The 26,454-nt window shown below is 39.9% G+C and carries 25 protein-coding genes and 1 tRNA gene; 16 read left to right on the plus strand and 10 right to left on the minus strand.

Annotated elements, in window-relative coordinates; all coding sequences use genetic code 11:
* Positions 1–130: 130 nt before the first annotated feature.
* The 8 genes from ACE1ET_RS19005 to tsaB all read left to right on the plus strand — a co-directional run bounded on the left by ACE1ET_RS19005 (position 131) and on the right by tsaB (position 4,693).
* Positions 131–382: a hypothetical protein gene (locus ACE1ET_RS19005; RefSeq protein ID WP_375730010.1), complete on the plus strand. Its 252-nt coding sequence runs from the start codon at positions 131–133 to the stop codon at positions 380–382.
* A gap of 183 nt (positions 383–565) precedes the next feature.
* Positions 566–1,693: a radical SAM family heme chaperone HemW gene (gene hemW, locus ACE1ET_RS19010; protein WP_375730011.1), complete on the plus strand. Its 1,128-nt coding sequence runs from the start codon at positions 566–568 to the stop codon at positions 1,691–1,693.
* A 34-nt stretch (positions 1,694–1,727) separates the two neighbouring features.
* Entirely contained in the window at positions 1,728–2,162 is a 435-nt protein-coding gene (locus ACE1ET_RS19015; RefSeq protein WP_375730012.1) for a rhodanese-like domain-containing protein, read from the plus strand.
* A complete protein-coding gene (locus ACE1ET_RS19020; protein ID WP_375730013.1) occupies positions 2,140–2,511 on the plus strand; it encodes a hypothetical protein in 372 nt (123 codons plus the stop codon). The genes ACE1ET_RS19015 and ACE1ET_RS19020 overlap by 23 nt, the downstream gene beginning before the upstream one ends.
* A 49-nt stretch (positions 2,512–2,560) precedes the next feature.
* Positions 2,561–2,782, plus strand: coding sequence for an RNA-binding S4 domain-containing protein (locus ACE1ET_RS19025; protein WP_375730014.1), 222 nt, complete (start codon positions 2,561–2,563; stop codon positions 2,780–2,782).
* Positions 2,783–2,801: 19 nt separating this feature from the next.
* Positions 2,802–3,275: a DUF6452 family protein gene (locus ACE1ET_RS19030; RefSeq protein WP_375730015.1), complete on the plus strand. Its 474-nt coding sequence runs from the start codon at positions 2,802–2,804 to the stop codon at positions 3,273–3,275.
* Entirely contained in the window at positions 3,250–3,996 is a 747-nt protein-coding gene (locus tag ACE1ET_RS19035; RefSeq protein ID WP_375730016.1) for a DUF6048 family protein, read from the plus strand. Before ACE1ET_RS19030 ends, ACE1ET_RS19035 begins: the two co-directional genes overlap by 26 nt.
* 1 nt (position 3,997) lies before the next feature.
* Positions 3,998–4,693, plus strand: coding sequence for a tRNA (adenosine(37)-N6)-threonylcarbamoyltransferase complex dimerization subunit type 1 TsaB (gene tsaB, locus ACE1ET_RS19040; protein WP_375730017.1), 696 nt, complete (start codon positions 3,998–4,000; stop codon positions 4,691–4,693).
* 181 nt (positions 4,694–4,874) lie between these two features.
* Here tsaB and ACE1ET_RS19045 read toward each other — a convergent pair whose 3' ends face one another.
* Positions 4,875–5,822, minus strand: coding sequence for a phosphoribosylaminoimidazolesuccinocarboxamide synthase (locus tag ACE1ET_RS19045; RefSeq protein WP_375730018.1), 948 nt, complete (start codon positions 5,820–5,822; stop codon positions 4,875–4,877).
* A 193-nt stretch (positions 5,823–6,015) separates the two neighbouring features.
* On the opposite strand from ACE1ET_RS19045, the gene ACE1ET_RS19050 reads away from it, so the two are divergent.
* On the plus strand, positions 6,016–8,034 hold the full coding sequence (locus ACE1ET_RS19050; RefSeq protein WP_375730019.1) for an alpha amylase C-terminal domain-containing protein: 2,019 nt from the start codon (positions 6,016–6,018) through the stop codon (positions 8,032–8,034).
* Between the two features lie 174 nt (positions 8,035–8,208).
* Here the strand turns inward: ACE1ET_RS19050 and ACE1ET_RS19055 are convergent, their stop codons facing one another.
* From ACE1ET_RS19055 to ACE1ET_RS19085, 7 genes are all read right to left on the minus strand, one after another.
* Positions 8,209–9,012: a prephenate dehydrogenase/arogenate dehydrogenase family protein gene (locus ACE1ET_RS19055; protein ID WP_375730020.1), complete on the minus strand. Its 804-nt coding sequence runs from the start codon at positions 9,010–9,012 to the stop codon at positions 8,209–8,211.
* Positions 9,013–9,070: 58 nt separating this feature from the next.
* Entirely contained in the window at positions 9,071–10,141 is a 1,071-nt protein-coding gene (locus ACE1ET_RS19060; RefSeq protein WP_375730021.1) for a bifunctional 3-deoxy-7-phosphoheptulonate synthase/chorismate mutase type II, read from the minus strand.
* A gap of 11 nt (positions 10,142–10,152) precedes the next feature.
* On the minus strand, positions 10,153–11,310 hold the full coding sequence (locus tag ACE1ET_RS19065) for a pyridoxal phosphate-dependent aminotransferase (RefSeq protein ID WP_375730022.1): 1,158 nt from the start codon (positions 11,308–11,310) through the stop codon (positions 10,153–10,155).
* Positions 11,294–12,163: a prephenate dehydratase gene (locus ACE1ET_RS19070; RefSeq protein WP_375730023.1), complete on the minus strand. Its 870-nt coding sequence runs from the start codon at positions 12,161–12,163 to the stop codon at positions 11,294–11,296. The genes ACE1ET_RS19065 and ACE1ET_RS19070 overlap by 17 nt, the downstream gene beginning before the upstream one ends.
* Positions 12,164–12,434: 271 nt before the next feature.
* Positions 12,435–13,373: a T9SS type A sorting domain-containing protein gene (locus tag ACE1ET_RS19075; protein ID WP_375730024.1), complete on the minus strand. Its 939-nt coding sequence runs from the start codon at positions 13,371–13,373 to the stop codon at positions 12,435–12,437.
* 5 nt (positions 13,374–13,378) lie between these two features.
* Positions 13,379–14,353, minus strand: a complete 975-nt coding sequence (locus tag ACE1ET_RS19080; RefSeq protein ID WP_375730025.1) for a hypothetical protein — start codon at positions 14,351–14,353, stop codon at positions 13,379–13,381.
* Positions 14,354–14,618: 265 nt separating this feature from the next.
* Positions 14,619–14,693: transfer RNA gene (locus ACE1ET_RS19085), tRNA-Val, on the minus strand.
* Between the two features lie 331 nt (positions 14,694–15,024).
* Between ACE1ET_RS19085 and purH the strand changes: the two genes are divergently transcribed.
* Genes purH through rodA form a run of 6 tightly spaced genes read left to right on the plus strand, consistent with a single transcriptional unit; the run spans position 15,025 to position 22,258 of the window.
* A complete protein-coding gene (gene purH / locus ACE1ET_RS19090) occupies positions 15,025–16,611 on the plus strand; it encodes a bifunctional phosphoribosylaminoimidazolecarboxamide formyltransferase/IMP cyclohydrolase (protein WP_375730026.1) in 1,587 nt (528 codons plus the stop codon).
* 14 nt (positions 16,612–16,625) lie between these two features.
* A complete protein-coding gene (locus ACE1ET_RS19095; RefSeq protein WP_375730027.1) occupies positions 16,626–17,645 on the plus strand; it encodes a rod shape-determining protein in 1,020 nt (339 codons plus the stop codon).
* Positions 17,646–17,680: 35 nt separating this feature from the next.
* Entirely contained in the window at positions 17,681–18,511 is an 831-nt protein-coding gene (mreC, locus tag ACE1ET_RS19100) for a rod shape-determining protein MreC (RefSeq protein ID WP_375730028.1), read from the plus strand.
* Positions 18,504–19,025: a rod shape-determining protein MreD gene (locus tag ACE1ET_RS19105; RefSeq protein ID WP_375730029.1), complete on the plus strand. Its 522-nt coding sequence runs from the start codon at positions 18,504–18,506 to the stop codon at positions 19,023–19,025. Before mreC ends, ACE1ET_RS19105 begins: the two co-directional genes overlap by 8 nt.
* Positions 19,018–20,856, plus strand: a complete 1,839-nt coding sequence (gene mrdA, locus ACE1ET_RS19110; RefSeq protein WP_375730030.1) for a penicillin-binding protein 2 — start codon at positions 19,018–19,020, stop codon at positions 20,854–20,856. Before ACE1ET_RS19105 ends, mrdA begins: the two co-directional genes overlap by 8 nt.
* Positions 20,837–22,258: a rod shape-determining protein RodA gene (gene rodA, locus ACE1ET_RS19115; protein WP_375730031.1), complete on the plus strand. Its 1,422-nt coding sequence runs from the start codon at positions 20,837–20,839 to the stop codon at positions 22,256–22,258. Before mrdA ends, rodA begins: the two co-directional genes overlap by 20 nt.
* A gap of 66 nt (positions 22,259–22,324) precedes the next feature.
* Here the strand turns inward: rodA and ACE1ET_RS19120 are convergent, their stop codons facing one another.
* The gene (locus ACE1ET_RS19120) at positions 22,325–22,696 is read right to left on the minus strand and encodes a YraN family protein (protein ID WP_375730032.1); all 372 of its coding nucleotides are present in this window, start codon (positions 22,694–22,696) and stop codon (positions 22,325–22,327) included.
* Positions 22,697–23,355: 659 nt separating this feature from the next.
* Between ACE1ET_RS19120 and tnpA the strand changes: the two genes are divergently transcribed.
* The gene (gene tnpA, locus ACE1ET_RS19125; RefSeq protein ID WP_375730033.1) at positions 23,356–23,817 is read left to right on the plus strand and encodes an IS200/IS605 family transposase; all 462 of its coding nucleotides are present in this window, start codon (positions 23,356–23,358) and stop codon (positions 23,815–23,817) included.
* A gap of 298 nt (positions 23,818–24,115) precedes the next feature.
* Here the strand turns inward: tnpA and ACE1ET_RS19130 are convergent, their stop codons facing one another.
* On the minus strand, positions 24,116–26,443 hold the full coding sequence (locus ACE1ET_RS19130; protein WP_375730034.1) for a GH92 family glycosyl hydrolase: 2,328 nt from the start codon (positions 26,441–26,443) through the stop codon (positions 24,116–24,118).
* Positions 26,444–26,454: the final 11 nt, after the last annotated feature.

The following is a 26,454-nucleotide window of genomic DNA, read 5'->3' on the forward strand; positions in this document are numbered from 1 at the left end:
ATTACGTATCATATATAGAATTATATTTGCTTCAAAAATTTTAACAAAATAAATTGCAAATTATATTGACTAAGTCTAAATAAATGTTTTATATTTGCAATAGACATAATCAAAAAAGTAAAAACAAAACATGAAAAACAGCATTAAATTTTTAGCCGCATTCGTTCTTTCGATGATGCTTATGGTTCCGGCAAATGCAGCTGCAACTGTACTAAACGGGGATGAAATCGTAGTTGTTCAGGCACCTGAAAAAGACAAGAAAGAGAAAAAAGAAAGTGCTGACAAAAAAGCATGTGAAAAGAAGTGTTGCGACAAAGAAAAAAGTTGTGACAAGAAAAAAGAAGAATCCAAAGAAGAAAAAAAAGCTGAAAAAGCTAAATAATATTTAAAGCATTGCAGGTTGGAGAGTCCTGCAATAATTGCAAGTGAGTAATAGTGGGGTAAATTGAGGTCTTTTTGACTTGGGGCTAATCGAGAGGTTAGCCCTTTTTTATTGCCATATTTTAACCTCCATTCTTTTCATCTTTCATGCATAGTAATTAATTTCACGCACATTTTATCACCAATGGCAGGACTGTACATTCATATTCCGTTTTGTAAGACCCGGTGTGGGTATTGTGACTTTCATACATCCACCGGTCTGAACCTGATGAAACCAATCACTTCTGCTATTATTACGGAAATAAAAAACAACAAACAATTTCTTAAGGGGGAAACATTGAAAACCATTTATTTTGGTGGTGGAACCCCGTCCCTGCTTTCGGACGAGTATCTTATAACTATTTTTGATACCATCTATTCCGAACTGAAAGTCGATACAGAAGCAGAGGTAACCATGGAAGCCAATCCTGATGATCTGACACCTGAAAAACTAAAGTTCTTGAAAACCTTGCCGGTTAACCGCTTCAGCATGGGAGTACAATCGCTGAACGACGACGAACTGAAATTTATGAACCGGAGGCACAACGCACAGCAGGCAGTTACTGCAATTGAAAATGCGTACAAAACAGGCTTCGAAAATCTTACTATCGACCTTATTTACGGCATACCGGGTCAAACTATGGACAGCTGGACTAATACACTGAATCATGCCCTGAAGCTACCTGTGAAACACCTGTCTTCCTATAGCCTGATGTACGAAAAAGGAACCTTATTTTATAACCTGGTTCAAAACAACAGGATGCACCCCATGGCTGACGAGTCTGTTCTGGAGATGTTCTCTCATTTAATTGAAAGAACCAGTGAAGCAGGACTGGATCAGTATGAAATAAGCAACTTTGCCATACCCGGTTGGGAATCCCAACACAATTCATCATACTGGAATGGAAGCATCTATTGGGGAATCGGGCCGTCTGCCCATTCGTATAATGGAAAGGTGAGGCAATGGAATATAGCTGATAATGCGGGATATGTAACGGCGATTAATAATGGTGATCCGTTTTTTGAATTGGAACATCTGGATGAAGATACACGGTATAATGATTTTGTGATCACCCGCATGAGAACGATGAAAGGATGCAGCCTTGAAGAGTTAGAGCAACAATTCGGGACGCAAAAACGGGACTATTTTGTTAAAAATGCCCAAAAATTTATTCAATCAGGGAATTTGAGCGTTGATAATCAAGTTATCAGACTGAATAAAAGCGGCATTTTCATTTCTGACCATATTATGTCGGAAATGCTTTTCGTTTAAGCATTTATTTACAAATCTTATATATTTGCAGACCATGAAATTTTTAAAAATATCAATCCTTTTATTGTTTGTCATTGCTCCGTTATGTCATGCGCAGGAAGAGGCGGCAGATACTACAAAAGCCATAACAACCCTTTTGCCTGATACATATTATGCCAAACTACAGGAGGTGGCAGATCCGGTAATTATTGATGTGCGTGATATGGGACATTACAAAAAATATAAGCTGTCCGGATCGGTTCATGCAGCCACGAAACAGGACCTGTACAATGCGATGGACACACTGGATAAGGAAGAACCTGTATTTGTTTACTGCGAGGTTGGTTTCAGATCAAATCAGGCTACAAAACTGATGGCAAAAGAAGGATTTACAAATATTTACAATTTAAAAAAAGGAATCAGAAACTGGAAAAAGGAGCATTTTCCGGTAGAAAAAATAAGCCGGCATGAGCGAAAAAAGAATGAATGAAGAAGAACTCCATTTTCTGGGGATAAAGGTAGTTTATAAAGATCTGGTGGATAAAGGACATAAAGTTTTAAACGTCAGAAAAGAAATGGATATTAATCCTCAGATTCTGGCAGAAATTGACGGAAACAAAGCCCTGATTGTGGTTCGAACAGCCAGATATCCACATATGGGTGTTATTCCACCTCATGTTGCCGCCCAGGTTCAGGAACTGGCAGTTAAACACAAAGCAAATATGTACTTTGCCAGTGTTGGCATTGCCAATGCTAACGGGGAAAACGATGAAGAAATGGCACTGCCTGTAGTGGATGGAGAATATTATATTAATTATAAAGGATTAACAAAATTCTGATTTAAACTAAAGGACAGAACCACTATCTTTGCAAATCAAAATTCTGCACATGCTTACATTTCAGTTAAAAACCGAGTACATAGAACTGATAAAGTTGCTTAAGGTAATGCAGTGGGTTCAAACCGGTGGTCATGCTAAAATTGTTGTCGAAGAAGGAGAGGTAATGCTTAATGGTGAGACTGAATACCGTAAACGGGCCAAACTCAGGGATGGAGACATCGTTGAATTTGAAGGACAAAAAGTTAAAATAATTGGTGCGCCTGAAACGTGAATTTCTATCTTTACACCTGATGTTGAAAAAAAAGACACACATATTTTTTGTTGCCGGGATTATTGCCCTGCTGCTGTCGTGTAATAAAACCGACGAATGCAACCACAGTACGGTAGCAGGTGTAAATTATGCCTTGCAAAAAAATTCAACCAGCATAGTCAACACCATTTACATTGCACCGGTAGAAAACCCGGAAGACACACTGTATTACTCCGGTTCTGCATCGAGCTATATTAAAACACTGCCGTTGTCGCTTTCTTCAGATACAACCGCATTTTTATTTGTAGCCGGCGACTCCATTGATACAGCCACAGATGTAATTGTTTTTTATCATTCCATGAAACTGGATTTTCTGGATGAAGCCTGCGGTTTCGTGCCGGAATTTAAGCTGGATAGTGTAAAATATACGGCTCAGAAAATTGATTCACTTTACTGGTTAAACAAAGCCGTAACAACAGATATTGAAATTGAGAATATTAAAATTACATATTAGCCTTTCGTTATTTATTTTATTTTCTTTTCAGCTGTTTTCTCAGGAAATAATGAATTCAGGGACAGGTGACGAAAAAGGAAAGGAAGAAGAGCAACAAAATGAGCGCCCGAAATATGTTGTTCCAGAAGGCAGAACAAGATATCTTAGAATAAGCTTTGATCCAACCCGGTATGTTTATCCATATATAGATGGTATAGCACGTGGCGGAATGGAAGCCAGCATTGACACCGAAGTAAAAGGACGCTACTTTCCTGTATTTGAACTTGGCCATGAATTTGTATCTCTGAATCAGACCAACTATAATCTGAATACTAATGGTCTCTTCTTTCGATTTGGAGTGGACAACAACTTTTTGCAATATGCTGATAAAGATGACCGTGACATGTTCTTTATGGGAATACGGATAGCCTATGCAAATTTCACACAAAGTGCCGACAATATCATTCTCAATAACACGGGGACAGATGTAACATTTAACTTTCCTGACCAGAATTTTCATTCGGTTTGGGGAGAACTCACGGTAGGCGTAAAAACGGAGATTGCAAAAAATCTTTTTCTGGGATGGACTGTCAGAGGCAAAAGAATGATTAAAACATCTTCCAGGGACGTAACACCATATCTGGTTCCCGGGTTTGGAAAATACAGCAATAATGTGAATGTGGCAGCAAACATATATTTATCTTACGCGTTACCTATAAAAAAAGGTTCAGTAACAGAATAACATGGCAAATATTCTTTCAATTGATACTTCTACAGAGGTTGGTTCAGTAGCATTCAGCAAAGATGGAAATGTAATTTTCAATCGTGAAAGTTTTGAAGATCGGTCGCATGCTGTAAAAACCGGTGTTTATGTTGATGAAGTACTAAGTGAAGCTGAAAAGGCTGGATTGAAGCCTGATGCTGTTGCTGTTTGCAGTGGTCCCGGATCCTATACCGGCTTACGAATTGGCGTTTCGCTGGCAAAAGGTTTGTGCTACGGATACAATATTCCATTAATAGCAATTGATACGCATACCGTACTAACTCAGGGATTAATTACCGAAACCACGATATCAGGAAATCCTTTGTTTTGCCCAATGATTGACGCCCGCAGAATGGAAGTTTATTATGCTGTTTTTGATGCAGCCCTGAACCGGATCAAACCAACTGTTGCAGAAGTAATAGATTCGGAATCACTTTTGGAGTATCGGGACAATGAAGTATATTTTTTTGGGAATGGAGCTGAAAAGTGTATGAATGTTCTGTCACTACCTAATATGCAGTTTGTGGATGGTATTCATCCAATGGCAAAATATCTTGCTGTGCTTGCAGAAAAGGCTTTCAACGAAAAACAGTTTGAAAATGTGGCTTATTTTGAACCGTTTTACCTGAAAAACTTTGTTGCCACAATTTCTACAAAAAATGTATTAGGAAAATAATTGTGTTTTTTAATATTTCTCGCGGATTTCCGCAGATGTTTACGCTAAGTTTCGCAGATTTATTGGTGTATCCTAAAGGATTTAATATGGCTTTCTCCTTCCTTTCCAAATCACAGAAAAAAATAGCACGAACCGTATTCCGTGCTATCAATCTTATGTCTTGATTCTTATATCCAGGAGATCACATTCCTTTGATAAAATCGGTCACATTCTTTTCAATACGCGCAGCCACGTCCTCCACTTCCGCTTTTTTGAATTTCTCACCAACAATATGCTCGTAAAGTTCAATGTAACGATCTGAAACCTGGTTCACGAATTCCTCGCTCATTTCCGGTACCTTCTGACCTTCCTGCCCCTGAAATCCGTTTTCGATAAGCCATTGACGCACAAACTCTTTAGAAAGCTGCTTTTGTTTCTCACCATTCTTCAAACGGTCTTCATAGCCTTCAGCATAGAAGTAACGGGATGAATCCGGTGTATGAATCTCATCAATCAGGTAAATCGTATCATCTTTTTTACCAAATTCATATTTGGTATCTACCAGGATCAATCCTTTTTCAGCAGCAAGCTCTGTCCCTCTCTGAAATAATGCCTTAGTATATTTCTCCAGCAAATTATAATCTGCCTCTGAAACAAGTCCCTGTGCCAAAATTTCCTCCCGGCTGATATCTTCATCATGTCCTTCATCAGCCTTGGTGGTTGGCGTAACAATTGGTTCCGGGAATTTTTGGTTCTCAACCATTCCCTCAGGTAAAGGGACACCACAAAGTGTACGTTTTCCTGACCGGTATTCACGCCAGGCATGTCCTGTAAGATAGCCCCTAATGACCATCTCAACCTTAAACGGGTCGCATCGATGACCTACAGTTACAGATGGATCGGGAGAAGCAATTTTCCAGTTTGGAACGATATCCTGAGTTGCATCAAGGAAACGTTCTGCTATCTGATTTAAAACCTGTCCCTTAAAAGGTATACCCTTGGGCAATACCACATCAAATGCTGAAATTCTGTCTGAAACGATCATTACCAGGTATTCACCATTGATATCATATACGTCTCTGACTTTTCCATGATAGACACTCTTCTGTCCGGGGAAATTATAGTCGGTTTTAACCAGTGCTTTACTCATTTTTTTACAGTTTTATTGATTCACACAAAAATAAAAAAAATTGACCTATGAAACGGGATTTTAATATGTATAAAATCTAAATAAATGTAAACAGATCAATATGATTTTTGATCACATATAATCCATAAATCTTTTCAGGATGTATAAACTAAAGTAAAAAAATCTCACTATTTTTATAAAAAATAACAGCATTATGCATTTACCAGGCTTATTAAAACTCGATCCGTGGCTTGAACCGTTTACAGATACCATTGTAGGACGCCACGAACGGGTTATATCCAAACGACTAGAGCTGATACACAAATACGGCAGTCTTCAGAATTGTGCAGCCTGGCATAATCTGTTGGGTTTACATCCAATGAACGATGGATGGGTATTCAGGGAATATGCCCCTAATGCTACAGGGATCTACCTGATTGGTACGTTTAATGACTGGAAGGCATTACCCGAGTACCAGATGAATGGCGTTGGAAACGGTATCTGGGAAATCATACTTGAAAAGGATAAACTCAACCACGGTGATTTGTATAAAATGCTTGTCAACTGGGAAGGCGGACAGGCTGAACGTCTGCCTGCTTTTGCAAAGCGTGTGGTTCAGGATGAAAACACATATATATTCAGCGCGCAGGTATGGCAACCTGAGGACCGGTTTGAATTCACAGCACCCCAACCTTCTCTTAACGGGAAATCGCCATTTATATACGAGTGCCACATTGGAATGGCTACAGAAATGGAACGGGTCGGGTCATTTAATGAATTCAGGGAAAAAACGCTGCCGCGTATTGTTGATCTCGGATATAACGTGATACAGTTTATGGCTATTCAGGAGCATCCGTATTATGGCTCTTTCGGGTATCACGTCAGTAACTTTTTTGCCGTTTCCAGCCGTTTTGGCACACCAGAAGAGCTGAGGCGACTCATTGATGCGTGCCACGAAAATGGGATCCTGGTTATCATGGATATTGTACACAGCCATGCCGTAAAGAATGAAAATGAAGGTATAGGCAAACTGGACGGATCTGGCAAACTTTATTTTCACGAAGACGTGAACAGAAGAGAACACCCTGCATGGGATTCCCTCTGTTTCGATTACGGGAAAGAAGACACCATGCGTTTCCTGCTTTCCAACTGCCGCTACTGGATTGAAACCATTGGCTTCGATGGATTCCGGTTCGACGGCGTAACCAGTATGCTCTATTACGATCATGGACTTGGAAAGGCTTTTACCTCATATTCAGATTATTACAATGGCGGTCAGGATGAAGACGCCATTACGTATCTGGCACTTGCCAATGAACTGATCCATGAACTAAAACCGGAAGCTATAACTGTAGCCGAGGAAATGAGCGGTATGCCGGGTTTGGCCTATACAACAGCCGAAGGTGGAATCGGATTTGATTTCAGGCTGGCCATGGGAATACCGGATTACTGGATTAAAATTATTAAGGAAGTGCAGGATGAAAACTGGAATGTTGGCGGTATCTTTCATGAGCTGACGAATCACCGATCAGAAGAACGAACCATCAATTATGCTGAATCTCATGACCAGGCCCTGGTTGGTGACAAAACCATTATTTTCCGCCTTATCGATAAAGAGATGTACTGGCATATGCAGGTTTTTGATCAGAACCTGACCGTGGACCGTGGTTTAACCCTGCATAAGATGATAAGGCTGATTACTGCATCAACAATCAATGGCGGTTATCTGAATTTCATGGGTAATGAGTTCGGCCATCCCGAATGGATCGATTTTCCACGGGAAGGAAATAACTGGTCCTTTAAATATGCCCGCAGGCAATGGAGTCTTGTGGACAATGAGAATCTGAAGTATAAATTCCTTAATTCATTTGATAAAGCCATGATTCAGCTGCTATCATCTGAAGATGAATTTGCAAATGCCTATACAGGTGTACACAGCAGCAATGAAAAAGACCAGATTCTTATTTTCCAACGCAAGGACCTGATTTTTGTCTTCAACTTTAATCCTAACGAATCCTTTACGGACTATGGGATACAGATTGATCCGGGACGCTACAAAATTATCCTGAATACGGATTCGACAGAATTTGGTGGCTTCAACAGGATTGATGATAAAATGACTTATTATACTTCGGCCCCATCCAGGCTGGAAAAGAAACACTGGCTCCGTTTATATATACCATCACGCATAGCCTTTGTTATGAAGAGACAGGAAACAAAGAAATTGTTCTGATAAAAAAGAGGCTGTCCCAAAAGTAATATCAGGATTATCTTTACTTACGGATTGTGAGTAGTTTTTACAAAATCACCCCTAAATCCCCTGAAGGGGACTTAAAGTCTCCCACTTTAGGGGAGGTTTGGAGGGGTAAAAGAAAGATTGCTTACAATTTATAAGTTCAAAATATTTTTATTTGTCTTTTTGGACAGTCTCTTTTTTATAATTGATATTATTCCGAACCTTTGACAGGAAGGCTTTCATCTTTTCAGAATCCTTATCCTTTATAATATCCAGAAGATACCGGAGTTCCTTCCGTATATTTTCAACCTGCTCATAGGTATATTCATTGAACAGAATTTCGGATAACAGATAATCATCCTCTGAAAGCAATCCCTGAGCAATAGCCATATGTTTTTTAAATGTGGTTCCCGGCGCCTCGATATTTTTCATGCAGGCGGCAAACACCAGCGTTGAAGAAAAAGGTATCGATAAGGAGTATGCCGTAATTTCATCATGCTCCTTAAAGGTGTATTCGTAAATTTTTAGTCGCAGACTTCCGTAAAAATCCTTAAAGAAAGCCTTTCCAAGATGGTCTGATTCAGAAATAATTACGGCATTCTGAGTAGAAAGATCCTGAATATTGGCAAAAGTAGGACCGAACATCGGGTGTGTGGATACAAACCTGAAACCTTTGTTCTTATAATAATCCTTTAGTCCGTTTTTAACCGATGCGATATCGGATAATATACAGTTTTCGGGCAAATATGGAATCACAGTTTCAAATGCCTCAATGGTGTACTTTAAGGTCACCGCATTAATTACCAGCTCCGGTTTAAATGCTTCAATTTCCTTTGGATCAGTCATACGGATTGTATTGAATACAAACCGTAGTTTTTTGTGATCCGGATCAAAAATTGCCACTTCATGATCAAAGCAGAGGCAATCGGTAATCCATGTGCCCATTTTACCGGCACCCAATACAAGGATTTTCATCCGTTTAAAATTTTCAAGTTATTAAAATCTAATATTTTAAACTTCTAAGCGCACATAATCAGTCTTTCGCATTCATTACATCTACCTGATGACGAATGGATTCTTCGTGAACACCTTTTAAAAGTTTAATCATAAAATCGCTACTCAGTCCAAGTTCACTCCCCTGTTCTACTCTTTTCTGTAAAATCTCATCGTAGCGTGCTGTCTGTAAAATAGTCATATTATTCTCTTTCTTAAACTGACCTATTTCACGTGATATCCTCATGCGTTTGGCAAGTACTTCCAACAACTGATCATCCAGCTCATCAATGTTACGACGAAGAATGGATAAATCCTCAGTGGTTTTTTTTGCGTCACGTAATACAAGGGTCGAAAGAATTTCGAATAGTGCTTCCGGAGTTACCTGCTGAGCGGCATCACTCAACGCTTTTTCAGGACAAATGTGACTTTCTATGATCAACCCGTCAAAGTTCAGGTCCATCGCCTGCTGAGAAATCGGAGCAATTAAATCACGCTTCCCACCAATATGACTGGGATCGCAAATAATAGGCAATTCACGTACTTTCCGTCTCAATTCAATTGGAATATGCCATTGAGGTAAATTCCTGTAAATACGTTTATCATACGAACTGAATCCGCGATGTATAGCGGCAAGCCGTTTGATACCCGCCTGATTAATGCGCTCCAGGGCACCAATCCATAATTCCACATCGGGATTTACCGGATTTTTAACCAGAACAGGAATATCCACTCCGTTTAATGCATCAGCAACTTCCTGCACTGCAAAAGGGTTTGCAGATGTTCTTGCGCCAACCCAAAGTACATCTATACCCTGCTTTAAAGCTTCGTATACATGTTTTGCTGTAGCAACTTCGGTGGCAACATACATGCCGGTTTCCTCCTTAACATGTTTCAGCCATTTCAAACCTTTCTCGCCAACGCCTTCAAACATGTTCGGACGGGTTCTCGGTTTCCAGATGCCTGCACGGTAAATCTGAACGCCTCTTGATGCCAGTTCTTTTGCTGTTGCCATAACCTGATCTTCAGTTTCAGCACTGCAGGGGCCGGCAATAACCAATGGTCTTTCTGTATTCAGACCCGGTAACGTGAATTTTTCTAAATCAAGCATTTTATTTCTGTTTACATATTTTTATCAATTCTTCTTAATGCCTCTTTCAGCATGGTCTCAGAGCTACATAACGATATACGGATATATCGTTTCCCATTTTCTCCAAAGATGAAACCCGGTGTAATAAATACATGAGCTTTCATCAGGATTGAGTCGGCAAAATCGGCGACACATTCTATGTGATCCGGAATTTTTGCCCATATGAACATTCCGGTCTGTTTTTCATCATAAGTACATTCCAGGCGATCCATAATGGCATAGGCCAGCTTTTTACGCACTTCGTATGCCGAATTGTTGGAATCGTACCATTCTTTTGGCGCTTTCAGGGCTTCGGCAGCTGCAAGCTGTAACGGTTTATACATTCCGGAATCCACATTGCTTTTAACCCTGATAATATAACTGATCAAGGTGGCATTAGCCGCAGCCATTCCAACACGCCACCCCGCCATATTATGGCTCTTTGACATGGAATTCAACTCAATGCACACATCTCTGGCACCATCAATCTCCATGATACTCATGGGATTGTCGTTCAGGATAAAGCTGTAAGGATTATCGTTCACTACCAGAATATCATTACACTTTGCAAATGCCACAATATCTTCAAACAACTTTTTTGTAGCAGGTGTGCCCGTTGGCATGTTCGGGTAATTGATCCACATTATCTTTACCTTCTCCACACCTTCCGTTTCAAGCTGATCCAGATCAGGGAACCAACCCCTCTCCTCTTTCAGATCGTAAGTCCTTATTTTGGCACCCACCAATTCACTCACAGAACTGTATGTAGGGTAACCCGGATCAGGCACCAACACTTCATCGCCTGGATTTAAAAAAGCCAGCGAAATATGCGTAATACCTTCCTTACTACCTATTAATGGAAGAATTTCAGAGTTCGGATCAAGCGTAACCCCATACCATTTTTTATACCATTCGGCAAAAGCTTTACGTAGTTCGGGAATCCCGTTATAACTCTGGTAACCATGGTCACCATCTTTCGATGAAGCCTTGTGTAATGTTTCAATCGTTGCATCAGAAGGTGGCAAATCAGGATTTCCAATGCCAAGATTAAGAATATCTGTTCCTTCGGACCGCATTTTTGCGATTTCCTTCAATTTTACCGAAAAGTAATACTCCTTAACGTTACTAATTCTTTCAGCTGGTGAAATCATCGTGTGATTGTTTTCCTTGTTTATATTCTCCTAATATTTTCATGTTTTTAGTCAGCGGCTTAATGGCCTCCAGTGATTGCTGATAACGGATGTAATCGTTAAAAGTCAGATCCACATAAAACATGTATTCCCATTCACGGCCTAAAACCGGCAGGCTCTGAATTTTTGTAAGGTTAATGCCATAGAACGAAAGTATGGTTAACACTTTAGAAAGACTTCCTTCCTCATGCGGCAATGCAAATACTACCGACGATTTGTTTACCACTTCTTTTAACGCGAAATCGGCGGAAAGGTTCCACGGGTCACCGATAATCAAAAAACGGGTGAAGTTTTTCTTGTTGGTTTCAATGCTTTCGGCCAAAATATTCAACCCGTAAGTACGGGCCGCCAGATCACTGCAGATTGCCGCCGCACCTGACATTTTATCTGATTGAACATTCTTAGCACTCAAAGCAGTATCATCGGATTCAATCAGGCGCATAGCCGGATACTGATCCAGATAGTCCTCGCATTGCATTAATGCCATCGGGTGTGAATAAACCTCACGAATATCTTCAATTTTCTGCCCCGGCAATGCACAAAGGTTGTGTTTGATTCTGAGTTTGTATTCTCCAATAATACTAAAGTTTGATTCCCTTAGAAGATTGTAGTTTGGAAGCAAACTGCCTGCCAGCGTATTCTCTATCGCAATAATGCCGTAAACAGAACCATCCTTTCTCAGTGTGTTGAACACATCTTTAAAGGTAATACAGGGAATTATATCCACATCGTCGTTTTCGAAATAAGCTTTTGCCGCAATTTCGTGAAATGCTCCTGCAATTCCCTGAATGGCTACCTGTTTTGTTTTTACCATCTTTTATTTTGTATTTACTGTTACAAAAAAAAATCCCGCTTTTCAGCGGGATTCTGTATTATTATATATGTTCAGTTCAATGTATACAAAATCCCACCACCTTTTTAAAGTAGAAATAAAAATAAAAGTTAAAAAAGTAACCGGATTTCATTTTTCCTATTTTTTGTTTGCGCAAATATAACCAATTTTTAATTGATCAAACACAAATACAATAAAAATGTGATTTTTTGTATTAAATCATTAACAAAACTAAACTTTATCATTTTTAATACTAATGATTTATCACCATCGCACGAATCGTTATTCCCTTACTGCTTTTAACAGACATCAGATATAAACCATCAGGCAAATCCGATATGTTCATTTCTGTTACAGAACCGGAGGCTGATTTCAAAACCTTGCCTTTTAATGACAACACAGCCACACTTTGGATAACATCATCTGAATCAAACCGGATTACCTCTGAAGCAGGATTTGGATAAACCTTCAGTCTCATGTTCTCCGGATCATTTATAGCGGATGGACCAACATAGAAATTCTCGCTCCACACCTCACTTAAAGTTCCTTCGGTATTCTGAACCCAAATATGTATGACATGATCTCCGTTGCCAAGAGAACTGATATCAATATCAAAATCTTCATCAACCTCCCACAATTCAGGATTAAGATTCAACTGATATAAAGATTCTTCATCATCAAAAGAATAGAGAACGGCATTTAGTTTTGGAGTCAACGTCTTATAAAATGGATGCCGGAATGTCTCACCCCATGATCCTTCATCCTGCGAGCGGTAAAATAATACGTGATAGCCCGGTTCAATATTTTCCAGTGAAATAACCGAATTGATATCAACTACATCAGCCGAACCTTCAAAAAGACTGATTCCGTTTCCATAACCGGGATCAGCATCGATAAAATACTCCATGCGTGTAATATTCTGGACAGGTAATGACACAAACACATTCTGATAAAAAGTTTGCCCCCAACCATTCACATCATCCTTTAACCTGTAATACAAGGTGTGGAACCCCGGAGAAATAGTCTCAAGTGAAAATTCTGAGGCCAGTGTCAGCGACTCTGTTGGCGTAAAATTCATTAAGTAGCCGTTTCCGTATCCCGGATCATTATCTACAAAATACTCTCCCTGTGTTAGTGTTTGTCCGAAACACAACAACGGGAATACCAGAAAAATCAAACATAATTTTTTCATAGCGCTTATTTTTGACTTCTGGCATTAATTTTTACAACCATACTTCCGGTTGCAGTTGAAGGAATTTCAACATTATAAATAAACGGCATTGGTGGCAAGCCGGACAAAATATACTGATCGTCTCCTCCGAATGGTCCACAATCGACACTACCTTCTCCAGCCTCTTTAGCTACAGAATTTTCAGATAACACATATCTCCCGTCAGTAGATGTATCACCTGTCACAAAAAGATCATCCCATACAACATTTCCAACATTACCTGTTCCTGCCGGAGCATCATGACTTACAACATTAAACTGATATGTGGATCCATCCCTGACGTTCAGGTAACCTGATATATTATTTTTGATAACTGAATTTACTGCAAGGATGTCATTACCTGCCAAATTATTTGTAATCGTTGCAGTTGTTTTAGCATTGAAACCAATTGACCCTGTGGCAATATTATTTGTTATAATTAAACCTGTAGCAAATAAAGTCTCTGAACTCCAACGAGTGTCAATACTGGCCAGGTAGTTTTTTGAGACAATACAGTTTTGAACAGCTTTTTCATAACAGAATGCAATTGTACCATTAATATGATTTCTTTCAATTATCAGGTCACTTGCATCCACTTGCAGTGCATCGAAACCTCCTACGATTGACATCCCAATAATGACAGATCCCCGACCTGCAGAATCCACGTATAGTACACCTAGTTCAGCAGGAAGAATATTATCATTTCCAATTTCATTTTCACCAAGAAAATAGCCAGGACCAATTATTACAAGCTTCTTATATAAAGTATCTTTATCCCCATAGGCTAAATTTGAGCCTTCGAACATTAAGGTATCTCCCGGAGTTGCGGCATCATGTGCTTCCTTAAATGAGGTAAAATCTGCATCAATACCAACCGTATTATTGACCCGCCATTTTGTGGCATTAGAATTAAAACTAAACAAAAGAAATAGAATTAGTGAGGTAAAAAAAAGTCTTTTCATGATCATATAAAATTTAAATGAGTTAAACGTATAATTTCGTACCTAATGGCTTGTAAAAGGTTTAATAACAAATAAAATGACTAGGGACTGAGAACGCTAAATATACGAACTTTAAAATGATATGTCTATTAAAAAATTCTGAATAATGAATTATTTTATTAATAATATAAATTTAAGCTGAACAGGGTTTTGGCTGAAAAATGCTGAATCTCTGTAAGTAAATATTAAGGGCATAAAAAAAGCTTCACATTTTAGTGAAGCTTCGTGGGCGGTGAGGGATTCGAACCCCCGACCCCTTGGGTGTAAACCAAGTGCTCTGAACCAGCTGAGCTAACCGCCCGTGTTACATTTTTTCAAATGCGGTGCAAATATATGCTAAGTTTTTATTCCTGCAAAAAAATTGATGAAAAATATTGCGAATCATCAAATTTAATTCCAATATACAGCGAATGAGCTATGTTTATACTATTGCATGTATGCATTCTCATTTCAGTAATGCACAAAAACACACATACAACCCTTATTTACTGACACTTAACACCAATCATCCGCACATACCAATAATTTCAACAATAAAAAGTTAATAATTCAAAGCACAAAAAAATTAAACAAGTTGAATCAATTGGCTATTTTTTATATTTTTGCATTTAATTATTTTAACAACAGTGTAAATGTCTGAAAATAAAAAAATTAAATCTGCTCTCATTTCTGTATTCCACAAAGAAAATCTGGACGAAATTATTACCAAATTACATAGCGAAGGTGTTAAGCTCATAAGTACCGGGGGAACAAGAAGTTTTATCGAATCTCTGAATGTCCCGTGTACAGCGGTCGAAGACCTTACTTCTTACCCTTCAATACTAGGTGGTCGCGTTAAGACTTTACACCCCAAAATCTTTGGAGGGATACTTTCAAGAAGAGATAACAGCGGAGATAATGACCAGTTAAACGAATACGACATACCGGAAATTGATCTCGTTATTGTGGATCTTTATCCGTTTGAAGATACTGTTGCTTCAGGAGCAGCAGAACAGGACATCATAGAAAAAATTGATATTGGCGGAATTTCATTAATCCGGGCTGCTGCCAAAAATTTCAAAGATGTCATTATTGTTCCTTCTCAGGCACAGTATGGCAAACTACTTGATATCCTGAATTCAAAAGGGGCACAGAGCTCTATTGAAGAAAGAAAATCTTTTGCCCGCGATGCTTTTGCTGTTTCTTCACATTATGATACAGCCATATTCGGATACTTCAATCAGGATGCCGATACCAAACGTATTAGTCTGAATGACGGACACGTGCTGCGATATGGAGAAAATCCGCATCAGAGTGCCACATTTTTTAAGTTCAATAATGTAGACGAAGGAGCTTCCCTGGCAAATGCAAAAATACTTCAGGGTAAAGCACTTTCGTATAATAACCTTCTGGATGCAGACGCTGCATGGAAATCAGCCAGTGATGCTTTTCATTCTGTATCACATCTCAACGTCAAATCGGCAGTTTCTGTCATTAAGCACCTGAATCCCTGCGGATTGGCTGTCACTGACAATATTATGAAGTCGCTGGAGCTGGCCTGGGCCGGTGATCCGGTCAGTGCTTACGGAGGTATTATTTGTTTCACCGGAGAGGTCACAAAGGAGGTGGCAGAATGGTTCAGTAAAAAATTTATTGAAATTATCATTGCCCCTTCATACAGCGAGGAAGCCAAAGAGGTTCTGGCAAAGAAAAAGAATTTGAGAGTTCTTGAAATTCCGGTAAAACCTGAAACAACCGGCGAAAAGCTGTACCGTTCCATCAGCGGCGGAATGTTGGTGCAGGATGAAGATGAAGGAATGGACAGCGACTTTACACAGGTAACCAAGGTAAAATTTGAAGATAACAAAATGAATCTTGCCCGTTTTGGAATTACAGCATGCAAACATTTAAAAAGCAATGCCATTGCAATTGTAACAGAACAGGCAGACGGATCATTCTGGCTGACAGGTGCCGGTATGGGGCAACCCAACCGACTTGACAGTCTGAGACATTTAACAATGCCCCGTTTTAACCTCAAGGAAGGCGTTGAAATAGAACAATCTGTTCTGATCTCTGATGCTTTCTTTCCTTTCAGGGACAGCATTGAAGCTGCCAACGAATACGGCGTAAAATACATCGTTGAGCCGGGTGGAAGCATCCGCGATAACGAAGTTATTGAAGCATGTGACGAATTTGGAATTGCAATGTTATTTACCGGCAGACGCCACTTTAAACATTAAAAAACAAACTTAACATGGGATTATTTTCCTTAACTCAGGAAATTGCAATAGACCTGGGGACTGCAAACACAATTATTATTCACAACGACAAAATCGTTGTGGACGAGCCTTCGGTAGTAGCACTGGACAGAAGGGACGATAAGCTTATTGCTTTAGGCGAAAAGGCCCGTCAGATGCATGGGAAAACACATGAAAACATAAAGGTTATCCACCCGTTGCGCGATGGCGTTATTGCAGACTTCTATGCTGCAGAACTTATGATCAGGGGGATGATTAAAATGATCAATAAAAAACCTCGGCTATTCTCCCCTTCGTTGAAAATGGTGGTTTGTATTCCATCCGGAAGTACAGAGGTTGAGATCAGAGCTGTACGTGACTCCTCGGAACATGCAGGTGGCCGGGAGGTTTATATGATTTACGAACCAATGGCGGCAGCAATCGGGATCGGTATTGATGTGGAAGCACCGGAAGGAAGCATGATCGTCGACATTGGTGGTGGAACAACGGAGATCGCCGTAATTTCACTGGGCGGTATCGTATCCAACAAGTCCATTCGTATTGCAGGTAATGACCTGACACAGGATATTATGGAATATATGCGTCGCCAGCATAACATTAAAGTAGGTGAGCGTACTGCCGAGTTCATTAAAATAAATGTGGGAGCAGCATTAACTGACCTTGAAGATCCACCACAGGATTATATTGTTCGCGGACCAAATGCAATGACAGCACTCCCGATGGAAGTTCCTGTTTCATATCAGGAGATTGCCCACTGCCTTGAAAAGACACTCTCTAAAATTGAGGCTGCGGTTTTAAGTGCATTGGAACAAACACCTCCGGAATTGTATTCCGATATTGTAAACAAAGGGATATTTCTGGCCGGTGGTGGAGCCCTGTTAAGAGGATTGGATAAACGCCTGAGCGACAAGATAAATATACCGGTTCATATTGCAGATGACCCGTTGCATGCCGTTGCCAGGGGCACAGGTATTGCGCTTAAAAACGTGGATAAATTCCAGTTCCTGCTTCGTTAAACTGCCACAAGGCAACAAATATGGGATACTGATTTATGCGGAATTTGATCCGTTTCTTCATACGGTTTCAGAATATTTTCCTCTTTATTTTTCTTGAGGCCGTAGCTTTTTTGCTCATTTTTAACAACAATCCTTATCAACGTGCCACCTTTCTGAACTCCGGAAGCGATATAGCAGGTTACGTTTATGACCAGTCAAAATCTATAAGTAATTATTTCCAGCTGCAAAAGGAAAATAATGACTTATCAGTTGAAAATGCTGCATTAAAGAATCTTTTGTTCTATAACAAAAAGGATTCAGCCTACGTTTCATATTTCAATGATTCCATGCCTCAAACGGAATTTTACTTCATTCCTGCACGTGTTGTTAATAATTCGGTTCACCGCAGAATGAATTACATAACGATAGATAAAGGATGGGCAGATGGAGTGAAAGCAGAAATGGGAGTAACATCTGCCAGAGGACTGGTTGGATCAGTTAAAGGCACCTCGAAGCATTACGCCATTGTAACACCTATTCTGAATACACAACAGGCTATAAGTTCCAAAATAGGGCAAACCGGATTTTTCGGTTCTCTGGTCTGGGACGGTACAGATTATCAGTATGCCAAACTGAAAGCTATTGAAAACCATGCTGATGTGGCTATTGGCGACACAATATTTACTTCGGGATTCGGCTCAATTTTCCCTGCGGGATTAACAGTAGGATACATTCATGATATTGTTTCAGACGAGGATGATGATTTTTATGATATTACGGTTAAACTTGCTGTAGACTTTAAGTCATTATATTTTGTGGAAGTAATAGGAAATGAATTCAAGTGGGAAGTTGATTCATTAAAAGTGCTGGAGGAAAGAGATGATTAGACTCATAGCAAAATATGTTATCTATTTTATTTTCCTGGTTCTGTTGCAGGTAACGGTACTGAACCATATTAATTTTATGGACCATATTAATCCCTATCTGTACATACTTTTTATCCTGGCCCTTCCATTCAGCGTATCAAAATCAGGTGTTCTGCTACTTAGTTTCCTGATGGGTTTCACGATTGATATGTTTGTGGGAACACCAGGAATAAATACTGCAGCTACAGTATTTATGGGGTTTCTCAGAAATATATTACTTCCCTTTCTGGAACCAAGGGATAACTACGAACCCGGAACGCATCCTTCGGTGGCAGAATACGGCTGGGCATGGTATATGCGATACGCGGTTATTCTGGTTGTACTTCACCATGTTGCGCTCTTCTTTCTGGATGCTTTTTCCATGGAAAATTCAGGGATAACCCTACTCTACAGTTTATACTCTTCGGTATTTACACTGATCCTGATAATTTTATCACAGTCGAGCACCTCAAAACGAACTTTGCTCAGTGAATAGTTTCAGAGATACAGATAGCAGAAAATTCATTCTGGGGGGAATCGTATTAATTATTTCCCTTACGTTCATCATATCCTTGTTTAACCTGCAGGTAGTGGACGAAACAGCCAGATTATCGGCAGATGATAATACTATCCGGACTGAGATTGTCTACCCGTCACGTGGAAAGATCTTTGACCGAAACGGTAAACTTTTGGTCTATAATAAGGCGGCCTATGATTTAATGGTTCTACCACGGAAACTGGAAGCTTTTGATACACTAAAACTTTGCAATGCCATAAATGTAACACCTGAGGCGTTGGAAAAACAGATGACAAAAGCTAAAAACTGGTCATGGAACCGGGCTTCCATTCTGTTCTCACAACTCTCAGCGAAAGATTATGCCTTTCTTCAGGAGATACTGTATCAATTCCCGGGATTTTACGTACAACAGCGCACTATCAGAGCTTATAACTATCCAAATGCAGCTCAGGTTCTGGGGTATCTGGGTGAGGTAACGCCTGAAATGATCAAAGATGATCCCTTCTATAAATCCGGTGATTATGCCGGCATGAGCGGCATCGAAAAAACCTATGAAGAATTCCTCAGAGGAGAAAAAGGACAACGCCTGATACTGGTGGATCGCTTCGGAAGAGAAAAAGGATCATACAAAAACGGAGCTTATGACCAGCCTCCGGTGACAGGATCAGACATCACCCTGTCGATCGATATCGACCTGCAAATCTATGCAGAAAAACTGATGCAGAACAAACTTGGCAGTATTGTAGCCGTTGAACCCAAAACAGGAGAAGTTCTGGCCCTTGTTTCAGCACCAACATTTGATCCGGCAGTTTTAACAGGCAGGTTACGTTCAGATGCATTTATTCAGCTCAATACAGACACTCTCAAACCTCTTATAAACAGAGCCATACAAGGAAATTATTCCCCTGGATCAACGTTTAAAATGGTGGTTGGAGCCATTGCACTTCAGGAACAATCCATAAATCAGTACACCCTTTTCAGTTGTCAGGGTGAAGCCTCTAAACCTATTGGATGTTCTCATTCTCACGTATCACCGCTAAATGTAGTTACAGCTATAGAACTTTCCTGTAATCCTTTCTTTTACAAAACGTTTTACCAGACCATAGAAAGGCCTACTCTGGACGAAGTAAAGTCTCAGTATATAAAATGGGCTGATTATGTAAGAAGCTTTGGTTTCGGTAAAAAACTGGGGATTGATTTACCTTACGAATATAACGGCTCTGTTCCCGAAGCTTCTTACTATGACAAAGTCTACCGAAAAGTATGGCGTGCTAACACCATCCGCTCACTGGCAATAGGCCAGGGAGAATTGCTGGTTACGCCTATTCAGATTGCCAACGAAGCGGTTGTAATGGCCAACAGTGGCAAATACTACATCCCTCACATTGTAAAATCAATCGGACATGAAAAATATGTTCGGGAGAAATATACGGAATTGCACTACACAAAAGTTGATTCATCAAATTTCAAACTCATCAGGGAAGGCATGAGAGAAGTTTATTCCGGTGAAGATGGTACTGCAAGATGGTACAGGAACAGATCGATGCAGATGGGAGGGAAAACAGGGACAGTAGAAAACTCACAGGGTGAAAACCACTCTGTGTTTCTTGCATTCGCGCCCTTTGATAATCCACAGATTGCCATATCTACCCTGGTGGAGAACGCTGGATTTGGCTCAACTTACGCAGCTCCGATAACGACATTACTGCTGGAGAAATACATTACCGACAGCATTCCTCCATATCATAAAGCCAAAGAACAAGAGATGTTTGATGCAAACCTGATTGAACATGGACAGGAGACAGAGTAGCATACGGTCACTGGACTGGATAACCATTGCGTTATTCCTGTTTTTCATTGCATTCGGATGGATCAGTATTTTTGCATCCAGCCTTGGTGATGAGCCTTCCATGACTATAGGCCTGGACACGCGAGCGGGAAAGCAATTATTATGGATCGGAGCGTCAGTGGTTCTTGCTCTGGTTGTATTAATTACAGACAGTAAATTTTTTGAAGCTTTTGCATATCCCATATATGCAGCTATTTTGCTGTTACTCGTGGCCGTTCTGCTGGTTGGAGTAGAGGTTAAGGGAGCTACTTCCTGGATTGCCATCGGATCGTTCAGACTTCAACCCGCTGAATTCATGAAGTTTGCCACGGCATTGGCCCTGGCCAAAGTTCTGTCCCGGTTCAATTTTAGTTTTAACCGACTTAAAGATCTGGCTCTGGCCTTTTTTATTACTTTTTTCCCATCTGTACTGATCCTGCTCCAAAACGATACCGGATCAGCACTGGTGTATGCATCTCTTGTTCTGGTAATGTACCGCCAGGGGTTATCCGGAATTTTTCTTACCGCCGCCATTCTGGCTGTTTTGTATTTTATTCTATCTCTTATCTACTCACAAAGCCTTGTGCTTATCATGATATTAGCGTTGGCTGTAATTGGAATTCTGGCTCAGAGAAAATATAAAGTTCTGCTGGGAATAGGGATTACAGCAGCCTCAACAACCGGAATTCTTTTACTCCTGAATGTATTTGGTTTTTATAAACCGGATCTTAAAATTATTCTCTCCATAGTTATAATTTTAAGTGCGTTATATCTTTTCTTCAGAGCACTGGTTGATAAATCAAGGACTTATACACTTGCAGGATTGTTCCTGATAATTTCCATTGGCTACACCTTGTCCACAAACTATGTTTTTGAAAAAGTTTTGGAAGATCATCAGCGCACAAGGATAGAAGTGCTGCTGGGGATAAAAAGTGATCCGAGCGGTGCCGGTTATAATGTCAAACAGTCCCGGATCGCCATTGGATCAGGTGGATTCACAGGCAAAGGATTCCTGAACGGAACCTATACAAAATTCAAATATGTGCCGGAACAAAGTACCGACTTTATTTTTTGTACCGTTGGTGAGGAATGGGGCTTTATGGGAACATTCACTGTTATTGCACTTTTTTCCTTCTTCCTTATCCGTTTGATTTTTCTAGCCGAACGACAACGAAGCATGTTTTCTAAAATTTACGGGTATGGGGTATTTTCAATTTTCCTGTTTCACTTTATCATTAATATTGGCATGACCATCGGTCTGGCACCTGTCATTGGAATTCCACTGCCATTTTTCAGTTATGGGGGGTCATCGTTATGGGGCTTTACCATCCTGCTGTTTATCTTCTTAAAACTGGATTCAAACCGAATGCAGATCTTAGCTTAACGTAAGACACAAGAATCAAGACACAGGAATCAAGACTTTGAGTTACAGATTTTCATGCGTTTACATTTACCAGATGGGGGAAATAAACGCATCCTCAAAATGTTCAATTTCAGGTGCTTTACCGGGCTGAAACAAGACCGCTATGACATCAAACCGCACCTCCATTTCCACGTCATACGTTTCGAGGTACGCTTCAGTAGCATCAATAATCATACGGATTTTCTTTTTTGATACGGCATCCTCGGGATTTTCAAAAATATCAGTGGTCCGGCTTTTCACCTCCACAACCACCAGTAAGTCATCTTTTTCAGCAACAATGTCGAGTTCTTTATGTCCAAACTGCCAGTTGGTATGAAGGATATGATATCCGTGTTGTTGCAGGTGTATCCGGGCCAGTTCTTCTCCCCTGTTGCCTTTTTTACGGTTGTTCTGTGTCATCTGGTTTGAGTTTAAGGAATTATAAAGATACGAAAATTCATAATTGTATAACAGTATCAAGTAATACCACCCGTTCCGGGTTTACAGTACAGTATATTAACTGTCCTTTTTACAATATTGACATCCCTTCGGGATTAAACCAAATTTACAGACCGGCAATAATTACACAACAAAACCCGGAGGGTTGATATTTTTGTAACTGTTATCATACACTGATGAAGGAAAATCCTGAAAGGATGACAGAGTAAACTTTATGTATTCCTGTGAAATTGAAACACACATTTTATAATGCAAACTGTTCTGGGTTTACGATACAGTATATTGGCTGTCTTTATTACAATAATGGCATCTCTTCGGGATTGCGTGCCCCACACGGTTTGCGATCAGTTATGCTACGGGATTATAATAATGAAAGGTAGAGAACAGGTCCATCACTAGCCTTTTATAATAAACCCGAAGGGTTGATATTTTTATAGCTACGATCATGTCCTAATGAAAAAAAATCCCGAAGGGATGACAGAACCCTAATTGACAATATAGGGATAGAATACATTAAATTAAATCAGAGGAGTTATAATAAATTTTCATAATTTTATTATTGATTACTATTGTACTAAACATAATAATTTTAATTACAACAAACCTAAAACGTATAACAAATGCCTGGCACATACTCAAAAATTTACGTGCAATATGTATTTGCAGTATCGGGAAGACAAAACCTTCTCCATAAGAAATGGAGAGCAGAATTATTTAAATACATTGCAGGAATCATTAAAGGGAAAAACCAAAAACCAATCATAGTCAACGGCTATTTGGATCATGTTCATGCATTTGTTGGACTACAACCATCAATGCCAATATCTGACTTGGTAAGGGATATCAAAAACAATTCATCTAATTTTATTAATAACCGAAGGTATGTCCCGGGAAGGTTTAGATGGCAGGAGGGATATGGTGTTTTCTCTTATTCCCATTCGCAAATTGAAAATGTTTATCATTATATCGAAAATCAGGAAGAACATCACAAGATCAGGACTTTCAGAGAGGAATACATAGAATTTCTAAAAGAATATGGAATTGAGTTTAATGAAAAGTATCTATTCAACTGGTTAGAATAATATCACCCGTTCCGGGTTTACGATAAAGCATTTGGGTCGTCTTTTATTACAATAATAGCATCCCTTCGGGATTAAAAAACACCAGCAGATGATCTAAGCTACTAAACCCGAAGGTTGATATTTTTGTAACTGTTATCATACATGGATGAAAAAAAATCCTGAAAGGATGACATAGTAAACTTAAGTATTCCTTTAAAAATTGAAACACACATTTTATAATGCAAACCGCTGGCTTTGGGTTAATATTTCACATGCATTGTACATTAATACTATCCCTTCGGGATTACTGTTGATAATATTATTCAACAATACCCCAATTCTTATTTGGAATTCTATCCAGGTAAATCTCCAGACGACCACCTTCCTCGAATAACCTATGCGGGAACCTGAAATTGTTCCATTCCTTTCCTTTGAGTCTGGCTGACTGAATGTAGATGTTATCGGTAGCGTTATTATGTGTAATTATTTCAAACTTATCTCCAGGATAATAATCCCGATTCAACATAATTTCAATTTTATCGAATATTGGAGATGTAATCTCATATTCTGAATCAACTGAAGCTCCACCGTCTGTCTGAAACAAACCGATGGCCATCAGTACACCCAGTGCTCCCATCTGTCCCTGATCCTCATCCCCATTGTACCCGCCATACGGAGTTACATCACCAAATGTCTCACTTTTAACTGCTCTCACCCATTTCTGGGTCAGCCATGGTGCCCTGCAATAACTAAACAGATGCGCCATCTGACAGGAAGGTTGATTTTCATAATCCACCCAACTCTGAGCATGTTTACCATGAGATGCCACAAATCTGTTTGGCTGAGCCTTTTCAAACGAACTTTCAAGAAAATATCTGTAGCTTTTATCCCCACCAAACAGATTGATTAAACCAGCCATATCATGCGGTACAAAATTTGTGTATATGGCTGCATTGCTTTCGCAAAATCCCACTGTATTAAACCCTTCTCCAACCGGCTTAAAATTCTCTGTCCAGTCACCACCCAAAGTTTTAGGATGGATCAGCATATCTTTTTTATTCCACAGATTTCTGTAATTCAGGGAACGCTTTTTAAAATTCACTTTATCCGAATCCTTCCCAAGCGATTTGGCCAACTGCGACAGGCACCAGTCCTGATACGCATACTCCAGTGTCATTGATGCGCCATCCTGATGATAACCGGTTGTTTCGATACCTTCAGGAACATATCCCCTTTTTATATAGAAGTTCATACCTCCGCCTGTAGGATCCGGACCTGACTCATAACCCGCCCTGTCGCGAATTCCTCCCGGGAATGCATTCTTACGCAATCCCTCATATGCCAGCTTCACGTCATAATTCCGAATACCTTTATTATAGGCTGTTGCAAAAAAAGAAGTTGCCGGGTCACCAATCATTACATAGGTATAGTTTCCCCCGGATGGGCCACGGGGAATCATCCCTCCATCCTTATACATATTCACCATAGAATTGCAGAATCCATCCATAATTTCAGGATATGCCATAGACCACAGGATATTCAGATTCCACTGGCTGCCCCACAACGCATCAAAGTTATACTGAGGGAATACAGGCTGATTATTTTCATCCAGTCGGATTTGTTTTATTTGCGGTATATCACCAGTCATATCACAGTACTGTCCGTTCACATCGCTTACAATCCGACGTCCCAGAAGTGCATGCCACAAGTCGGTATAAAATTTTATGCGCTGATCCTCAGAGCCACCCTCCACACTTATTCCGGACAACATGTTATTCCATTCAATGCGAGCTGCTTTTGCTGTAGCGTCAAAATCCCAGCCAGGCAGTTCCTCCCGCATATTGTTGCGCGCATTTTCTATACTTGTATAGGATATGGCTACCTTCATCAATACAGGTTTCCCATCTGCCTTCATCCTTACGAATGCGCCAATGCTTTTACCGCGTATTTCCTTTTCAATGTACAGCAAACTACTATCCCTCCATCCACCAAATTCTATTACAGGATGATCCAGTTTAGCCACAAAATACACATATGTTGGTTTTTTACGGCGAACGGTGCCGCTCATCACAGAGAAACCCTCAAGCTCATGTGGGTTTATCAGTTTTACATAAGAAGAGTCCACTCCTCCATGTGCAAGAAAAGCTCCTGTGTAAAAACTGATATAAGCACTATCTGTGTCAGGGAAGGTATAGCGGTGAAAACCGACACGTGTGGTTGATGTCAATTCAGCTTTTATATTATACCTGTCCAGTATCAGCTTATGGTATCCAGGCTCGGCAATTTCAGTATCATGTGAAAATGGAGATTTTGCTGCCTCCATGCCCATATTTCCATGGAAGGATCCTGTTGTTGGCATAACCGGAATACCTGCCATCTGCCAGGCATGTATATGACTAAAACACCTTACATATAACGAATCGTACAAATAACCACTTTGCCAACTCCCATTTGTCCAGGTATCCGGACTCAGATTCACCATACCGAACGGCATACTCGCTGATGAAAAGAAAAACCAACGGCTTTTGTGGGTATCAATAAAAGGATTGACATAATCGACCGGCTGTTTTTTAGTGCAACCGGATACAGTAAGTAATCCTATAAATAAAACCAGAATGTTGTTATATCTGACTTTTAGTTTGATCATACCAAAATGAA

The sequence above is a fragment of the Quyinboa mangrovi genome, from assembly GCF_042219825.1.
Classification (GTDB): domain Bacteria; phylum Bacteroidota; class Bacteroidia; order Bacteroidales; family UBA5342; genus JBHJHP01.

Coding starts and splice junctions, on each gene's coding strand:
- ACE1ET_RS19005 (WP_375730010.1), top strand. CDS start 131: ATGAAAAACAGCATTAAATTTTTAGCCGCATTCGTTCTTTCGATGATG.
- hemW (WP_375730011.1), top strand. CDS start 566: ATGGCAGGACTGTACATTCATATTCCGTTTTGTAAGACCCGGTGTGGG.
- ACE1ET_RS19015 (WP_375730012.1), top strand. CDS start 1,728: ATGAAATTTTTAAAAATATCAATCCTTTTATTGTTTGTCATTGCTCCG.
- ACE1ET_RS19020 (WP_375730013.1), top strand. CDS start 2,140: ATGAGCGAAAAAAGAATGAATGAAGAAGAACTCCATTTTCTGGGGATA.
- ACE1ET_RS19025 (WP_375730014.1), top strand. CDS start 2,561: ATGCTTACATTTCAGTTAAAAACCGAGTACATAGAACTGATAAAGTTG.
- ACE1ET_RS19030 (WP_375730015.1), top strand. CDS start 2,802: ATGTTGAAAAAAAAGACACACATATTTTTTGTTGCCGGGATTATTGCC.
- tsaB (WP_375730017.1), top strand. CDS start 3,998: ATGGCAAATATTCTTTCAATTGATACTTCTACAGAGGTTGGTTCAGTA.
- ACE1ET_RS19045 (WP_375730018.1), bottom strand. CDS start 5,822: ATGAGTAAAGCACTGGTTAAAACCGACTATAATTTCCCCGGACAGAAG.
- ACE1ET_RS19050 (WP_375730019.1), top strand. CDS start 6,016: ATGCATTTACCAGGCTTATTAAAACTCGATCCGTGGCTTGAACCGTTT.
- ACE1ET_RS19055 (WP_375730020.1), bottom strand. CDS start 9,012: ATGAAAATCCTTGTATTGGGTGCCGGTAAAATGGGCACATGGATTACC.
- ACE1ET_RS19060 (WP_375730021.1), bottom strand. CDS start 10,141: ATGCTTGATTTAGAAAAATTCACGTTACCGGGTCTGAATACAGAAAGA.
- ACE1ET_RS19065 (WP_375730022.1), bottom strand. CDS start 11,310: ATGATTTCACCAGCTGAAAGAATTAGTAACGTTAAGGAGTATTACTTT.
- ACE1ET_RS19070 (WP_375730023.1), bottom strand. CDS start 12,163: ATGGTAAAAACAAAACAGGTAGCCATTCAGGGAATTGCAGGAGCATTT.
- ACE1ET_RS19075 (WP_375730024.1), bottom strand. CDS start 13,373: ATGAAAAAATTATGTTTGATTTTTCTGGTATTCCCGTTGTTGTGTTTC.
- ACE1ET_RS19080 (WP_375730025.1), bottom strand. CDS start 14,353: ATGAAAAGACTTTTTTTTACCTCACTAATTCTATTTCTTTTGTTTAGT.
- purH (WP_375730026.1), top strand. CDS start 15,025: ATGTCTGAAAATAAAAAAATTAAATCTGCTCTCATTTCTGTATTCCAC.
- ACE1ET_RS19095 (WP_375730027.1), top strand. CDS start 16,626: ATGGGATTATTTTCCTTAACTCAGGAAATTGCAATAGACCTGGGGACT.
- mreC (WP_375730028.1), top strand. CDS start 17,681: ATGCGGAATTTGATCCGTTTCTTCATACGGTTTCAGAATATTTTCCTC.
- ACE1ET_RS19105 (WP_375730029.1), top strand. CDS start 18,504: ATGATTAGACTCATAGCAAAATATGTTATCTATTTTATTTTCCTGGTT.
- rodA (WP_375730031.1), top strand. CDS start 20,837: ATGGACAGGAGACAGAGTAGCATACGGTCACTGGACTGGATAACCATT.
- ACE1ET_RS19120 (WP_375730032.1), bottom strand. CDS start 22,696: ATGACACAGAACAACCGTAAAAAAGGCAACAGGGGAGAAGAACTGGCC.
- tnpA (WP_375730033.1), top strand. CDS start 23,356: ATGCCTGGCACATACTCAAAAATTTACGTGCAATATGTATTTGCAGTA.
- ACE1ET_RS19130 (WP_375730034.1), bottom strand. CDS start 26,443: ATGATCAAACTAAAAGTCAGATATAACAACATTCTGGTTTTATTTATA.